At 62.3% G+C, this 15,349-nt stretch carries 13 protein-coding genes and 1 pseudogene; 10 read left to right on the plus strand and 4 right to left on the minus strand.

Features of this window, described 5'->3' with window-relative positions:
• Positions 1-152: 152 nt before the first annotated feature.
• The 3 genes from lon to MJ643_RS22485 all read left to right on the plus strand — a co-directional run bounded on the left by lon (position 153) and on the right by MJ643_RS22485 (position 5,029).
• A complete protein-coding gene (lon, locus tag MJ643_RS22475; RefSeq protein WP_013971883.1) occupies positions 153-2,549 on the plus strand; it encodes an endopeptidase La in 2,397 nt (798 codons plus the stop codon).
• Positions 2,550-2,701: 152 nt separating this feature from the next.
• A complete protein-coding gene (locus MJ643_RS22480) occupies positions 2,702-2,974 on the plus strand; it encodes an HU family DNA-binding protein (protein WP_003259401.1) in 273 nt (90 codons plus the stop codon).
• A 183-nt stretch (positions 2,975-3,157) separates the two neighbouring features.
• Positions 3,158-5,029, plus strand: coding sequence for a SurA N-terminal domain-containing protein (locus tag MJ643_RS22485; protein ID WP_013971884.1), 1,872 nt, complete (start codon positions 3,158-3,160; stop codon positions 5,027-5,029).
• A 177-nt stretch (positions 5,030-5,206) separates the two neighbouring features.
• Here the strand turns inward: MJ643_RS22485 and MJ643_RS22490 are convergent, their stop codons facing one another.
• A complete protein-coding gene (locus tag MJ643_RS22490) occupies positions 5,207-6,247 on the minus strand; it encodes a patatin-like phospholipase family protein (RefSeq protein WP_024086621.1) in 1,041 nt (346 codons plus the stop codon).
• A 178-nt stretch (positions 6,248-6,425) separates the two neighbouring features.
• Between MJ643_RS22490 and MJ643_RS22495 the strand changes: the two genes are divergently transcribed.
• The 3 genes from MJ643_RS22495 (at position 6,426) to MJ643_RS22505 (ending at position 8,376) form a co-directional block, all read left to right on the plus strand.
• Positions 6,426-6,704: a hypothetical protein gene (locus MJ643_RS22495; RefSeq protein WP_003259403.1), complete on the plus strand. Its 279-nt coding sequence runs from the start codon at positions 6,426-6,428 to the stop codon at positions 6,702-6,704.
• Positions 6,705-6,721: 17 nt separating this feature from the next.
• Positions 6,722-7,501: a CHAD domain-containing protein gene (locus MJ643_RS22500; RefSeq protein WP_023661056.1), complete on the plus strand. Its 780-nt coding sequence runs from the start codon at positions 6,722-6,724 to the stop codon at positions 7,499-7,501.
• Between the two features lie 77 nt (positions 7,502-7,578).
• On the plus strand, positions 7,579-8,376 hold the full coding sequence (locus MJ643_RS22505; RefSeq protein ID WP_038409212.1) for a thioesterase family protein: 798 nt from the start codon (positions 7,579-7,581) through the stop codon (positions 8,374-8,376).
• Positions 8,377-8,512: 136 nt separating this feature from the next.
• Here MJ643_RS22505 and MJ643_RS22510 read toward each other — a convergent pair whose 3' ends face one another.
• From MJ643_RS22510 to MJ643_RS22520, 3 genes are all read right to left on the minus strand, one after another.
• A complete protein-coding gene (locus MJ643_RS22510; protein ID WP_038409214.1) occupies positions 8,513-8,881 on the minus strand; it encodes an Mpo1-like protein in 369 nt (122 codons plus the stop codon).
• Positions 8,882-8,956: 75 nt separating this feature from the next.
• Positions 8,957-10,435, minus strand: a complete 1,479-nt coding sequence (locus MJ643_RS22515) for a methyl-accepting chemotaxis protein (protein ID WP_038409216.1) — start codon at positions 10,433-10,435, stop codon at positions 8,957-8,959.
• A 256-nt stretch (positions 10,436-10,691) separates the two neighbouring features.
• Positions 10,692-11,489 carry a TatD family hydrolase gene (locus MJ643_RS22520; RefSeq protein WP_038409218.1) on the minus strand — a complete coding sequence of 266 codons (798 nt, stop codon included), beginning with the start codon at positions 11,487-11,489 and terminating at the stop codon, positions 10,692-10,694.
• Positions 11,490-11,644: 155 nt separating this feature from the next.
• Here MJ643_RS22520 and MJ643_RS22525 point away from each other — a divergent pair, with 155 nt between their 5' ends.
• The 4 genes and pseudogenes from MJ643_RS22525 to greB all read left to right on the plus strand — a co-directional run.
• Positions 11,645-13,051, plus strand: a complete 1,407-nt coding sequence (locus MJ643_RS22525) for a transglycosylase SLT domain-containing protein (protein ID WP_038409219.1) — start codon at positions 11,645-11,647, stop codon at positions 13,049-13,051.
• 137 nt (positions 13,052-13,188) lie between these two features.
• Entirely contained in the window at positions 13,189-13,602 is a 414-nt protein-coding gene (locus MJ643_RS22530) for a DoxX family protein (RefSeq protein WP_031324761.1), read from the plus strand.
• A 223-nt stretch (positions 13,603-13,825) separates the two neighbouring features.
• Positions 13,826-14,134: a hypothetical protein gene (locus tag MJ643_RS22535; protein ID WP_023661930.1), complete on the plus strand. Its 309-nt coding sequence runs from the start codon at positions 13,826-13,828 to the stop codon at positions 14,132-14,134.
• 11 nt (positions 14,135-14,145) lie between these two features.
• Positions 14,146-14,286, plus strand: a pseudogene (greB, locus tag MJ643_RS22540) (transcription elongation factor GreB); the annotation flags it as partial.
• Between the last annotated feature and the right edge of the window lie 1,063 nt (positions 14,287-15,349).

The following is a 15,349-nucleotide window of genomic DNA, read 5'->3' on the forward strand; positions in this document are numbered from 1 at the left end:
GCCGGTTGATGGTTGCAAGCAAGAAGGGGCCTACGGGCCCCTTTCTGCTTTTCCTGCGCTAGCGCTTGTAATTTCCCAAGCCTGCCCCCACATTAGGTCCAAGCATCATTTCCACCGGTTTCCGGCCATAAGGCCGCTGTAGAGGCGAAATCATGAAGACCACCCTCGACTTGCCTCTTTTGCCATTGCGCGATGTCGTTGTTTACCCGCACATGGTCATCCCGCTGTTCGTGGGGCGCGAAAAATCCATTGAAGCCCTTGAGGCGGCGATGACGGGCGAAAAGCAGATTCTTCTGCTGGCCCAGAAAAACCCGGCCGACGATGACCCGGGCGAGGATGCACTGTACCGCGTAGGTACCGTTGCCACCGTGCTGCAATTGCTGAAACTGCCCGATGGCACCGTCAAGGTGCTGGTCGAGGGCGAGCAGCGCGGTGCTGTGGAGCGTTTCAGTGAAGTGGAAGGGCACATCCGTGCCGAAGTTTCCCTGATCGACGAAGCCGACGCCGCCGAGCGCGAGTCGGAAGTGTTCGTGCGCACGCTGCTGTCGCAGTTCGAGCAATACGTGCAACTGGGCAAGAAAGTTCCAGCCGAAGTGCTGTCGTCGCTGAACAGCATCGAAGAGCCAGGGCGCCTGGTCGACACCATGGCCGCGCACATGGCCCTGAAGATCGAGCAGAAACAGGAAATTCTCGAAATCGTCGACCTGCCGACCCGTGTCGAGCACGTACTGGCGCTGCTGGATGCCGAAATCGACCTGCTGCAGGTCGAAAAGCGCATTCGCGGTCGGGTCAAGAAGCAGATGGAGCGCAGCCAGCGCGAGTACTACCTGAATGAGCAGATGAAGGCCATTCAGAAGGAGCTCGGTGATGGCGACGAAGGCCACAACGAAGTCGAAGAGCTGAAAAAGCGCATCGAAGCCGCTGGCCTGCCCAAGGATGCACTGGCCAAGGCCCAGGCCGAGCTGAACAAGCTCAAGCAGATGTCGCCGATGTCGGCCGAGGCCACTGTGGTCCGTTCCTATCTCGACTGGCTGGTGCAGGTGCCGTGGAAGGCCCAGAGCAAGGTGCGTCTGGACCTGGCCAAGGCCGAGGAAATCCTCGATGCCGACCACTACGGCCTGGAAGAGGTCAAGGAACGCATCCTCGAGTACCTTGCCGTGCAAAAGCGCGTCAAGAAGATCCGCGGGCCGGTACTGTGCCTGGTCGGCCCACCCGGCGTCGGCAAGACCTCGCTGGCCGAGTCGATCGCCGCTGCCACCAACCGCAAGTTCGTACGCATGGCCCTGGGTGGTGTGCGTGACGAGGCCGAGATCCGTGGTCACCGCCGGACCTACATCGGTTCCATGCCTGGCCGCCTGATCCAGAAGATGACCAAGGTGGGGGTGCGCAACCCGCTGTTCCTGCTGGACGAAATCGACAAGATGGGCAGCGACATGCGTGGCGACCCGGCCTCGGCACTGCTCGAAGTGCTCGATCCGGAGCAGAACCACAACTTCAACGACCACTACCTGGAGGTCGATTACGACCTCTCGGACGTGATGTTCCTGTGCACCTCGAACTCGATGAACATCCCGCCGGCGCTGCTCGACCGGATGGAAGTCATCCGCCTGCCGGGCTACACCGAGGACGAGAAGATCAACATCGCGGTCAAGTACCTGGTGCCCAAGCAGGTCAAGGCCAACGGCTTGAAGAAGGACGAGCTGGAAGTCGATGTCTCGGCGATCCGCGACATCATCCGCTTCTATACCCGCGAAGCCGGTGTGCGCGGCCTGGAACGGCAAATCGCCAAAGTCTGCCGCAAGGTGGTCAAGGAACATACCGGGCAGAAGCAGGTCAAGGTCAAGGTAGCCAGCGAGCAGCTGGAGCACCTGCTGGGCGTGCGCAAGTTCCGCTACGGCCTGGCCGAGCAGCAGGACCAGATCGGCCAGGTTACCGGCCTGGCCTGGACCCAGGTGGGCGGCGAACTGCTGACCATCGAAGCCGTGGTCATTCCCGGCAAGGGCCAGCTGATCAAGACCGGCTCGCTGGGCGACGTCATGGTCGAGTCGATCACCGCCGCGCAGACCGTGGTGCGCAGCCGTGCCCGCAGCCTGGGTATCGCCGCCGACTTCCACGAGAAGCACGACGTGCATATCCACATGCCTGAAGGCGCCACGCCGAAGGATGGCCCAAGTGCTGGTATCGGCATGTGCACCGCGCTGGTGTCGGCGCTGACGCAGATTCCGGTACGTGCCGATGTGGCCATGACCGGTGAAATCACCCTGCGTGGCCAGGTGCTGGCCATTGGCGGGTTGAAGGAAAAATTGCTGGCGGCACACCGTGGCGGGATCAAGACGGTGATCATTCCCGAGGAGAATGTTCGCGATCTGAAGGAGATTCCGGAAAATATCAAACAGGATCTGCAGATCAAACCAGTCAAATGGATTGACGAAGTCCTGCAAATTGCGCTGCAATACGCCCCGGAGCCCTTGCCAGATGTGGCTCCGGAGATTGTCGCGAAAGATGAAAAGCGCGACGGCGATGCCAAGGAAAGAATTAGCACGCACTAGTAGTTTTTGGCTGGGGGGCTTTCCTTGACAGTTTTTTCGGGGCCTTGCTATAAAGCGGCACGCTATTGTCATCAGGCCACCCAGCGCAGGTTTCATAAGCTTTTCATTACATACTTAGAAACAAACTCAATAGAGAAATAAGGGGACTTAGAGTGAACAAGTCGGAACTGATTGACGCTATCGCCGCATCTGCTGACATCCCGAAAGCTGTAGCCGGCCGTGCGCTGGACGCAGTCATCGAATCCGTCACCGGCGCCCTGAAGCAAGGTGACGATGTGGTACTGGTTGGCTTCGGTACCTTCTCGGTCAAGGAGCGTGCAGAGCGCACCGGCCGCAACCCGCAAACCGGTAACGCGATCAAGATCGCTGCCGCCAAGGTTCCAGGCTTCAAGGCTGGCAAAGGCCTGAAAGACGCCGTCAACTAAGTCGTCTCTTTCAGCCGGACCCGGCTTGGCCAGGTCCGAGCACGGTGATGGCGGGGCGCAAACGTTCCCGCCTGACACGTTTGCTAAGAAAAGGCGCATCCTCGGATGCGCCTTTCTTTTATCAGGTTTCTACCCACGCTCCGCGGTTGTCGACGCAGTGGTACAACCGTTTCTGGGGGACGCATGCTGCAAAATATCAGGGACAATTCACAAGGTTGGATTGCCAAGACCATCATCGGCCTTATCGTCGTGTTGATGGCGTTGACCGGTTTCGAAGCCATTTTCCAGGCCGCCACCCATAGCCAGGACGCCGCCAAGGTGAACGGCCAGACCATCAGCCAGAACGAGCTGAGCCAGGCGGCCGACATGCAGCGCCGTCAGCTGATGCAACAGTTGGGCAAGGATTTCGACCCGGCGCTGCTGGATGACAAATTGCTGCGCGAAGAGGCACTGAAGGGGCTGATCAGCCGCAAGCTGCTGCTGCAAGGCGCCGAAGATGCCAAATTCGCCTTCTCCGAGGCCGCACTGGATCAGGTGATCCTGCAGACGCCGGAGTTTCAGGTGGACGGCAAATTCAGTGCCGACCGTTTCGACCAGGTCATTCGCCAGATGGGCTATGGCCGCATGCAGTTCCGCGACATGCTCGCCGAGGAAATGCTCATCGGCCAACTGCGCACCGGCTTGGCCGGCAGCAGCTTCGTGACCGACCAGCAGGTCGATGCCTTTGCCCGCCTCGAGAAGCAGACCCGTGACTTCGCTTCCCTGACCTTCAAGGCCGACCCGGCCGCGGTCAAGGTCAGCGATGAAGAGGTCAAGGCGCACTACGACCAGCACGCCAAGGAGTTCATGTCGCCAGACCAGGTGGTGATCGACTACATCGAGCTGAAGAAGTCGGCGTTCTTCGATCAGGTCAAGGTGACCGACGAAGAGCTCAAGGCCCAGTACGAGAAGGAAATCGCCAACCTCGCCGAGCAGCGTCATGCCGCGCACATCCTCATCGAGGTCAACGACAAGGTCACCGACGCCCAGGCCAAGGCCCGCGCCGAAGAGATCGAGCAACGCCTGGCCAAGGGCGAAGACTTTGCCGCGCTGGCCAAGGAGTTCTCCCAGGACCCGGGTTCGGCCAATAGCGGCGGTGACCTTGGCTTCGCCGGCCCGGGTGTTTACGACCCGGCGTTCGAGGATGCGCTGTACAAGCTGCAGGACGGCCAGGTCTCGGCGCCGGTTCGCACCGAGTTCGGCTACCACCTGATCAAGCTGCTGGGCGTGCAGGCGCCGGAAGTGCCGAGCTTCGCCAGCCTGAAGGACAAGCTGACCCGTGACCTGAAGATCCCTCTGGTCGAGCAGCGTTACGTAGATGCCAGCAAGCAGCTGCAGGATGCTGCCTACGAGGCTTCGGACCTGGCCCAGCCGGCCCAGGACCTGAACCTGAAGGTGCAAACCTCCGCAGCCTTCGGCCGCGAGGGTGGCGAAGGCATCACTGCCAACCGTTCGGTAGTGCAGGCCGCATTCTCCGAAGAAGTGCTGGAGGAGGGTGCCAACAGCACCGCCATCGAGCTCGACCCGGAAACCACCGTGGTGCTGCGCGTCAAGGAGCACCGCAAGCCTGAGCAGCTGCCGCTGGAAGCCGTGGCCAAGAACATCAGCGAGCACCTGGCCAAGGAGAAGGCAACTGCCGAGCTCAAGGCCAAGGCGGACAAGCTGATTGCCGGCCTGCGTGACGGTTCCATCGCAGCGGGCAGTGTGCACGAAGGGCAGGGCTGGAAGGCCTATGAAGCAGTTACCCGCGGCGAGGACGGTATCGACCCGGCCGAGCTGCAGGCGCTGTTCCGCCTGGGCAAGCCACAGGCCAAGGACAAGCCGGTTTATGGCAGCGTCGTGCTGCGTGACGGTAGCCTGGTGGTACTGCAGCTCAAGGGTGTCAACGAAGGTGCTGCTGCCACCGATGAAGAGAAGCAGCAGATCCGCCGCTACCTCGCGTCGCGTGCTGGCCAGCAGGACTTCGCGGCATACCGCAAGCAGCTGGAAGCCAAGGCGGATATCACCCGTTACTAAGGTGATGGATGCATGAAAGAACAGGCCGCCCAGTGCGGCCTGTTTCGTTTCTGTTGTCTGTGCCGGCCTCTTCGCGGGTAAACCCGCTCCCACAGGTCCAACACAGGTTTCAAGTACTGTGGTGAACCTGTGGGAGCGGGTTTACCCGCGAAGAGGCCGGCACCAGCAGCGCAAGGTCTAGCGTTTCACCCCTTCATGGATATCCAGCGTATCCCGCGCAATCTCCCGCCCCAGGGCAATCAGCTCCGGCGCCTTGTAGAACTCGAAAAAACGGCACACTCGTTTGGGCACGTTGATCAGCACATCCGGTGGATAGCCTGCGATCTTGTACTGTGCCAACGAGGTCTGCATGACCTCGAAGCTCTGGTTGATCAAGTCCAGCAGCGAAGCGGGCCCCACGTTGTCGATGATGAACGAGCCGGTCGCAGACTTTGGCGCACCCTCGCGCTCCGGTGCCGCCGCCGGTTGCTGGCCTTCCGGGTTGGCGGCATCGGCCAGCCACGGGTTAGGCGGCGCCAGCCCTTCGGCGACGATTTCCTGCTCGATACGTATCAGCTCCTCCGCCGGCTTGCGCCGGAACGGCAAGCGCGAACCCAGCGAACTGAGTAGCGCATCGAAGCGCATCTTGAACGCCGCTGGGCGTTCGATCACCGGTAGCTGGTACTGCTTCTGGTTGGTGGCATTGAGGTTGACCGCGATGATCAGGTCGCAGTGGCTGGACACCACCGGCACGATCGGCAGCGGGTTGAGGATGCCGCCGTCGACCAGCATGCGGTTGCCTTGCATCACCGGGGTGAACAGGCTGGGGATGGCTGCCGAGGCGCGCATGGCCTGGTGCAGGCAGCCCTCCTGGAACCAGATTTCCTGCTGGTTGGTGAGGTCGGCTGCAACCGCCGTGTAAGGGATGCGCAATTGCTCGATGTTGATCTCGCCGACGATCTTGCGGATTTGCCCGAACACCTTGTCGCCGCGAATTGCGCCGAGGCGAAAGCTGACATCGACCAGGCGCAACACATCCAGGTAGTCGAGGCTCTCGATCCAGTTGCGGTAGTCTTCCAGCTTGCCCGCGGCGTAGATGCCGCCGATTACCGCACCCATCGAGCAGCCGGCGATACAGGCAATGTCGTAGCCGCGGCGCTCGATTTCCTCGATCACGCCGATGTGTGCATACCCCCGGGCTCCACCCGATCCCAGTACCAGTGCCACGCGTTTGCTCATGAACATTCCCCGGCCAGTGCAACCATGGTCCTACAATGCACCCATCGCCACCTGTGCTTCAATGTGCATCGTGCTGAGCTACTGTAATAAAACTGGCTGGGCCAAGCTGGCTGGGCAGGGCACTTTTCAGCTGCCGGGGCGTCGAACAGCCAATGTTTTTTCCATTGAGGTATTACCGATGAAAGCCTGGATCTGCCTTCCACTGATCGCCTTGGCCCTTGCTGGCTGCGCGGGCAAGACGGCCTACCGCGAGAGTTGCGCAACCCAACTGGATGCCGCCTGGAAGGAGCTGGACCTGGCCAAGGCCGAAGGCTTTGCCGGTGCCGTGAGCTACTCCAAGGCCTTGTCGCTGCTGACCGGTGCCAAGACCCAACAGCAGTTCGAAGGTTACGAAAGTTGTACCAGAAAAGCCGAAAAGGCCCGTTTCTACATTCGTGAGTCTCGCGCCGGGCGCTGACCAAGGAGCGTCTTTCAATGTCTGCCATGCTCGATCATGTGGTTGCCCAGATAGTGGCCTTGCAGGTGCGCCTGCTGGCCTGCCGCGAGCGCCTGGCTGCCGATACCGACAGCGAGGCCTTGCATGACCTGCGCACCACCCTGCGGCGCCTGCGCAGCCTGCTGCGGCCGCTGCGAGGGCTGCCGGGGGTGGAGCAGCTGGAGGAGGCCGCCACGTCGTTGGGTACCCTCACCACGCCGTTGCGCGACCGTGAGGTGCTGGCGGCCGAACTGATTGGGCATGGTTTTGCCGAGGCCGGGCAGCGGCGCCTGGAAGGGCGTGCCAGGACATTCGCCAGTGTTGCCGCCAGCCCCGAGCTGACGCGGGTGCTGGCGATTGTCGACGCGTTTCCGCTGTTCATGCGTGCAGCCGGTCGCGAGGGCCTGGTCAAGGCGCTGGAAAAGCGCATCGACAAACGCCTGGGCAAGCAGTGGCGCAAGTTGTACCAGGCACTGCAGGACCCGGCCCACGACCGCCACCGCCTGCGTTTGCTGATCAAGCGTGCGCGCTATGGCGATGAGGCCTATCCGCAGCTCGACCATGCGGGCAAGCAGTTGCGGCGCTTGCTGAAGCAGGCCCAGGGCGATTTGGGTGACTGGCATGATCGCCTGCAATGGCTGCTGCAGGCGCGCGAGCATGCCGACCTGGCGCCGTGCAGGGTCGCCTGGGAGCAGGAATTGCATGAGGCCGAGCGCCATTCGGATGCGACGCTGGATGCACTGCAGCAGGCGTTGGCGCGGCGAAAGCCCGAAAAATGACCGAAATGCGGGCTGATCGGCATGGGTTTGCTGGCTAGGATGGGCAGACCTTGTTCGCAGCAGGCAGGAGCCGGCCAATGAATTTCAACCAACTGCTCGACGCCGTGCGGGCCAACCCCGAAGCTGTATGTGTCCCGCCAAGCTGGGCCCAGGGGCGCGCCGCCTTTGGCGGGCTGATGGCGGCCATGGTGTATGAAGCCATGCGCCAGAAAATCTCCGATGACCGCCCCGTGCGTTCTTTGGCCATCAGCTTTGTGGCGCCAGCCGCGGCAGATGTGCCAATCCGCTTCGATGTAGAGGTGCTGCGTGAAGGCAAGGCTGTCAGCACCTTGCTGGGCCGTGCCGTTCAAGACGGCCAGGTAGTGACGCTCGTGCAGGGCAATTTCGGTGCAGGGCGGCCGTCGGTGGTCGATGTACCAGCCTTGCCGGCCGAGGAAATGAAAGCGCTCGACGATGCAGCTCCCGAGCTACCCCATATCAAAGGCGTTACTCCTGAGTTCATGCAGCATGTGGCCTTGCGCTGGGCGGTGGGTGGATTGCCGTTCAGTGGCAATCAGTCGCGGCAAATGGGCGGCTGGGTACGTTTGCGCGGGGTGGCCGAAGAACCGGTCAACGAGGCGCACCTGCTGGCGCTGGTCGATGCCTGGCCACCGAGCCTGATGCCGTTTCTCAAGAAGCCGGCTGCCGGCAGCACGTTGACCTGGACCATCGAATTCATGCAGCCCAGGGCGCAGCTGTCGACCCTGGACTGGTGCCATTATTGCGTGGAAACCGAGCATGCGCGGGATGGTTACGGGCACGCGGCCGCTGCGTTGAGGACGGCGCAGGGCGAGTTGCTGGCCTTGAGCCGGCAGACGGTTACCGTGTTTGCCTGACCGAGCCTGGGAGCGCGTTGCGCTCCGATCGCGACACAGGGCCGCTCCCACAGGATCGCGTAAATTTCAGGACATGTGCGGTTCTTGTGCGAGCGGCCTTGCGTCGCGATTGGGCTGCAGAGCAGCCCCAATGGCATCAGCGACGATGCTTGTGTCGTTCCCGCCAGGCCTTCCACCAGGCCCCGCTCAGCAAGAAGCGCGGAAAGGTGATGAACTGCTCGGTCAGCAGGCGTTGCACGGCATCCTTGCGGTTGGCGAAGGGTTCGGGTTGCTCTGCTTCCAGTCGATGGCCCTGGCGCTGCAGGCCCAGGCCGGCGATCAGCGCAATGATGCCAACGGCAATCTGGCCCAGATCCAGGCCGAACAGGCCGGACAGAATCAGCAACGCGCCAAGGATGAACAACGGCACGGCGATCAGGTGCAACACCAGGTTGGTCGGGTGGCGGTGGTTGTGGTGGTAGCCGCGCCATTGCCAGGCGGGCAGGTTGGGCAGGCGTTTGCTCATGGGCATTTCCTCTCGGTCATGCCCAAAGCTTAGTGCGCCCCCCAGGCGGGGGCCAATCGAGGCTGGCTATGGTGACTATAGCTTGAGCTGGCCAATGGCCTTGTTCAGTTCACCGGCCAGGGTTGCCAGTTCGCTGCTGGTGGTTGCCGAGCCCACGGTCTGTTGCACGGTCTGTTCGGTGACATCGCGGATACTCACCACGGCGCGGTTCATTTCCTCGGCCACCTGGCTTTGCTGCTCGGCTGCCACGGCAATCTGGGTGTTGCTTTCGCGCATCTGCGCCACGGCACCGGTAATTTCGGCCAGTGCCTCGCCGGCCTCCTGGGCCTGGCGGACGCAGTCGTCGGCCTTGTACGAGCTCTCCTGCATGAATTCCACTGCATCCCGGGTGCCCGACTGCAGAGCCGAAACCATGGTGGTGATCTCGTCGGTGGAGTTTTGTACGCGCTTGGCCAGGTTGCGCACTTCATCGGCCACCACGGCAAAGCCGCGGCCCAGGTCGCCGGCGCGCGCTGCTTCGATGGCGGCATTGAGCGCCAGCAGGTTGGTCTGCTCGGCGATGCTGTGGATCACACTGACCACGCCATTGATCTTCTGACTGTCTTCGGCCAGTTGACGAATCATCTCGGCAGTTTGCTGCACGCCGCTGGACAGCCCGGAGATCGAGTCCTGTACCCGGCTGACCACCTCCTGGCCGCTACCGGCCAGGGCGTCGGCTGTTTGTGACAGGTCACGGGTGGCGCCGGCATGCTGGGCGATGTGGTGCACCGTTGCCGACATTTCGTTGATGGCGGTAGCGGCCTGGTCGGTCTCGCTCTGCTGGCCGAGCATGCCGTGGCGCACGTCGCTCATGCTCGCGGCCAGGCGCGCGGCACCGGAGTCCAGTTGCGCAGCGGTGTGGGCGACAGTACTGACCACGCGGTGGTAGGTCGCCTGCATGGCATTGAAGGCCCCGGCCATCTGGCCGACCTCGTCACCACAGGCCAACGGTACGCGGGCCGACAGGTCGCCGGTCTTTTCCACGTGCAGCATCACATCCTTGAGGGTGTTGAGCTGGCTGAGCAGGAAGCGGATCAGCAACTGCGAGGCGCCGAGCATGGCCAGCATCAGGATCAGTACGCATACCGCGTAGTTGCTGAATCGGTCGAAGAACACCTGGCGCAGGCTTGGCGAATGGGCCAGCACGGCCATCTGCTGATCACCGTTGCGCAGTACCTGCGCGCCCTGTAGCGGGTTGTTGCCCAAGAGCCGGGCGGCAGGCAGTTCGACCCAGCCTTGGGCATTGCGCAGGGCCTCCAGGGGTTCGCCCGCGAAGGTGGGCGTTTGCCCGGGCGACCAGCTTATGACATTGGCCGGGCGGGGTAGCGGCTGGCCGGCCGGCCAGGCAGCAAGCAGTTGCGCCTGCGCGGCCGCCTGGGCCTGCGCGGCCTCGGCGCGGGCGCGCTGCTCCAGGTGCACGGCATAGAGCACCAGCAGCAAGGTCGTGACAAAGGCCACCGCGTTGACGGCCCAGAACTTGTACTTCAGGGAAACATTGCTAAGCCAGGCACCCATGGGCAGGTCTTCTCTGAGTTGAGCGGGAACAATATTGGCAAGGTGCCATCATTGTGCCTGCACAAGCCAGGGCCTTTCTTGATGTGTATCAAGAAAATTCCGCCGCAAGTTCTGCCGCGCTTTTGTAGGAGCGGCCTTGTGTCGCGATAGGGGTGCGAAGCGCCCCCAGGTTTTCAGCTTCAGCGGATAGATTGCCGGGGCCGCGTTGCGGCCCTTTCGCGACACAAGGCCGCTCCTACAGGAGAACGCGTCGGGTTCAGGGGAGTTGGAAAAATGCTCGCGCCGTTGCCGTGGTATGCGCCGCCGTATGTTCGGCTGACTCACCCCGGTGCAGTGCCACTTCACGCAATACCTCTGGCAGGAACGCCGGCTCGTTGCGCCCGTTCTTCGGCTTGGGCCGCAGGCTGCGCGGCAGCAGGTAAGGCGCATCGCTCTCCAGCATCAGCCGCCCCTCGGCAATGTTGCCCACCAGCGGGTGCAGGTGGGTGCCACGGCGTTCGTCGCAGATCCAGCCGGTAATGCCGATGTGCAGGTCCATGTCCAGGTAGGCGAACAGCGCGTCGCGCTCGCCGGTAAAACAGTGCACTACTGCGCCGGCCAGGTGGTCGCGGTAATCCTTGAGGATCGCCAGCAGGCGTTCGCTGGCGTCGCGTTCGTGCAGGAACACCGGCAGACGCAGCTCGGCAGCCAGTGCCAGTTGTGCCTCCAGGGCTTTTTCCTGCAGCGGGCGAGGGGAGAAGTCGCGGTTGAAGTCCAGGCCGCATTCGCCCACGGCGCGCACGCGTGTTTCATTCAGCAACTGGCGCAACTGGCGCTCGCTGCCGGCATCCCAGGTTTTGGCATCATGAGGGTGTACGCCTGCCGTGGCGAACAGGTGCGCGCCGTTCGCATCCAGTTGCTGGCACAGTTCCAGCGCCTGTTCGCTGACCGCCAGGCTGGTGCCCGTCAGCACCATCTGCGTGACCCCGGCCTCAAGGGCGCGCTCGACGATTGCCGCCTGCTGGTCGTGGAAACTGCTGTTGGTCAGGTTGACGCCGATATCGATCAGTTGCATGGTGCTACCTCGTGCCGCGGGGCGGCCAGCATAGCAAAAACCTTGTTTTTCTGAAAAAGCCAAGAACTTCATGCTGTTGCCGTGGTCTTTTGCCGTCATTTCTCTTGGCGGCACAACCCACGGATGCCGCCCACCGACAACGGACACGTTTTCGCATGCAGCGATGCTGGCTTATTCTCCTGCTGACGCTTGGGCTGACCCTGACCGGGCCTGCCCATGCGCGCGCGCCGGGGCCGCAGCAGAACATCGCGCCTGCCAAGGTCCGTGACCTGCAACAGATTCGCACCAGCCAGGTGCTGCGGGTGCTGGTCAACCAGAGCCGCAACAGCTCCGGTGAGGTCAAGGGCGAGCCGGTCGGTATCGAATACTACCGCCTGCGTGCCCTGGAGCATTACCTCAATGCCCGCGCCGACGATGGCCAGGAGATCCAGCTAAAGCTGATCCCGCGGGCCAAGGAGCAGTTGCTGGGCGCACTGGCCCGTGGCGAGGGCGACCTGGCCGCGCCGGGCGAGCTGCTCGACCCCGCCGTGGTGCGCGGGGTCAGCATCAGCGCACCAGTGCTCGACCAGGTGCCGCTGCTGCTGGTGGGGCGCAAGGGCGAGCGCAGTTTCAGCCATGTCGAGCAGTTGTCCGGGCGTACCGTGGCCCTGACCAGCGCCAGCGCGGCCGGCCCTTTGATCCAGCAGGTCAACCAGCAGCTGGCGCTGCGCAAGCGCGCGCCGATCAAGGTGGAGTGGGTCGACTCGACCTTGGCGGTGGAGGATGTGCTGGAAATGGTCCAGGCCGGCATCTATCACCTGACCGTGGTCGAGCAGCCGATCGCCCGGCGCTGGGCCCGGGTGATGCCGCGCCTGAGGCTGGACAGCCGCGTAAAACTGGGGGCGCCGCAAGCCATGCGTTGGTATGTGGGGCGCGATGCGCCGCAGTTGCTGGCCACAGTCGATCGCTTTCTGCAGGGCTACCGGGCGCCGGACAACCAGGACGCCGCGTTCGAGCGCATCTACCGCCGCCAGTACCGGGTGCACGACCCATTGGCCAGCAAGAATCGCCAGCGTCTGACCGCGCTGCGGGGGGTGCTGCAGAAACACGGCGAGGCGCAGCAGATCGACTGGCTCAACCTGGCCGCGCTGGCCTTCAAGGAGTCGACGCTCAACCCGGCAGCGCGCGGCACCGGAGGGGCCCATGGCCTGATGCAGATCACCCCTTCGGCGGCGCAGCGCGTGGGGGTGAGCAACACCGCCTCGGTGGATGGCAATGTCCAGGCCAGCGCCCGTTACCTGGCGCTGATCCGGCGCAAGTTCTTTGCCAGCGCCAAGATCAACGAGCGCGAGCGCATGGCCTTCGTCCTGGCGGCCTACAACCTGGGGCCCGAGCGGGTCCAGGCCATGCGTGCGGAGGCGCGGCGTCGCGGGCTGAATGGCGACCAGTGGTTCTTCCAGACCGAACGCATTGCCATGGAGCAGGTGGGCATGGGGCCAGTCAACTTCGTCAACAGCGTCAACAAGTACTTTGTAGCGTTCAATCGGGAACGTGCTGCGCTGGAGCGTGTGGCTAAACGCTAACAAATCGATATTGTCGATTGTTATGTTGGGTTTTTTGCGATTTTCATATCTATCGAATCGATTATGATGGCGCCCATCCCAACACAACTTTCCCGCTTCAAGGAGTCTTCGACGAGAACAACGCTACCCTCAACGCTCTGTTCTCCACCCGCGCCGGCGCTGGCCTGAGCGTCATCCGTATCCTGGTCGGCATCATCTTCATTGCGCATGGTGCGCAGAAACTGTTCGGCATGTTCGGCGGCTATGGCCTGGAAGGCACCGGCCAGTGGATGGAGAGCATCGGCCTGGCCCCGGGTTACCTGATGGCCCTGCTGTCCGGTAGTGCCGAGTTCTTCGGCGGCCTGGCCCTGGTGATCGGCCTGCTGGCCCGCCCGGCGGCCCTGGTGCTGGCGGTGACCCTGGTGGTGGCGATCCTCTCGGTGCACATCGGCAACGGCCTGTTCATGTCCAACAACGGCTATGAGTTCGGCCTGGCCCTGCTGGCTGGCACCGTTGCGGTGCTGATCGAAGGCGCTGGCCGCTTCTCGCTGGACCGCCTGATCGCCCGCTGATACACCGCAAATGCCAAGATACAAGCCTCAGGCCGATCACTTTCGGCTTGAGGCTTGTATCTTGCCGCTTGTAGCTCTAGCATACCGTCTGCGCCGATTTAAACAGCTACTTGCGGGGCGCAGGAAAGCCCCTCTCCGGGTCATCCGAAATACCGCTAAAGCGCTGGTTCGGTGACGCCTCCCACCGCTGCCCAGCGGGATTCGCGAGGCGGAGAGAAGCTCCATGAGTTGCCCACGTACCAGTGTCTGTTTGAGCCCCTTGCCTGCCAGCCAGGCGTCCCGCACACCGCGCATCCTGCTCGGCGGCCAGCATCAACCCACTCTTTTGCGTCACCTTGAAGGCCTGTCCAGGCGCAAGGGCCAGGCGCGTGCCTTTCTGATCCAGTTCGCCGACACCGGCTGCCACCTCGCGCAGTATGGCAATGACCGTTTCGACCTGGCCGTGATCCAGGCCCCGGCGCCGGACGAGGCCGCCGATATCATCGGCCACCTCACCCGTATCGCGCGCCAAGGCCTGATTACCCGCCGCTGAGGAGCGCGCTGTTGAGTACCAATATCATCACCACGGAAGGCCATGAGGCGCTGAAGAAAGAACTGGACCACCTGTGGCGGGTGTACCGCCCCGAGATTACCCAGAAGGTTACCTGGGCGGCCTCGCTGGGCGACCGCAGCGAGAATGCCGACATAGTATAATCTCCCCTAGGATGGTACTAAATCCCACTCAATCCCACGTCATCCGTGGCCTCCAGTTTCAGTACCGGTACTAATGCACCAGTACTGAAACTTCTAGCCGCATGTGGCTAGTCGGCGCGAGAAGCCGCCTCATCCATGCGACCTGACACGTAACGAAGACGTCAATCGGGAGTACCCGGTGATCAGCTCCATTCCGAGCGTCAGCTAGCAAGACCGACCTCCCAATAGACCACTAACTGAGACCGCCCAAAAAACGTCATTGGCTAAGCGGGTCGTGTTTAGCAGAAAAATTCATCGTATCGCTTTCTTTAGGCTGCCGTGGTATCCGGATACCTAGGCCAGTCTGGTGAGCTCGATCAGCTGAGCGTGAGCCATTTCTGCTGAGGGTTTCAGCTGCTCACTGGCCGTGAGATGTCGGTGAGGTGACCGCACGACAACCTGTTAGATGACAGGTGAGAAAACCGATGCTAGGAGAGGATGTGGGGGCTATCGAGGCGAAAGGTGCTAGATCTACCGGCCAGTTCCACCTTGTTTTTACCATCGACTTCGCGCCCAAGGCTCCCTTTCACCTGGAAAATCTTCCTTCGTTGCCCTGGTGCTGGCCCCTTCGAAAGCGAGCTCTCCCAGTAGAAAACAACTTTCCGGCCTAGGCAGGCAGTCATTTTCATACAGCCCCGCACGCCGCGGCAGCCCACGCCTCCCGAAAGAATGTCACTATCGCTGCTCAAGTAAATGCAGAAATACGACGCTTACCCAAGAATCACGAGGTCGGTGGCCCGTGATTATGACCACCATAGAGTACCCCCGCGTTTCCTCAGGGGCGCGACTCCTCGGAAGTCGCCACCCAGGCCACAGGCTGACACTGTAAAGCTCTAACTGGGGTATAGGGTTTTAGATGAAGCTGGAAAATGAGAGATTAATGAACGGCAAACAGGTCAAACGGGCGCGTCAGGAGTCTCGTCTTCGAGACCTTCCTCGCGAAGCGCGGGTGTGTGGAGGTGAATCGCCCCGGGTTTCGTGGAGGCCTCAACTCTTGAGAAGATGAGGCCATGAG

It is taken from the genome of Pseudomonas sp. PNPG3, from assembly GCF_023093815.1.
In the GTDB taxonomy this organism is placed as follows: domain Bacteria; phylum Pseudomonadota; class Gammaproteobacteria; order Pseudomonadales; family Pseudomonadaceae; genus Aquipseudomonas; species Aquipseudomonas asiatica.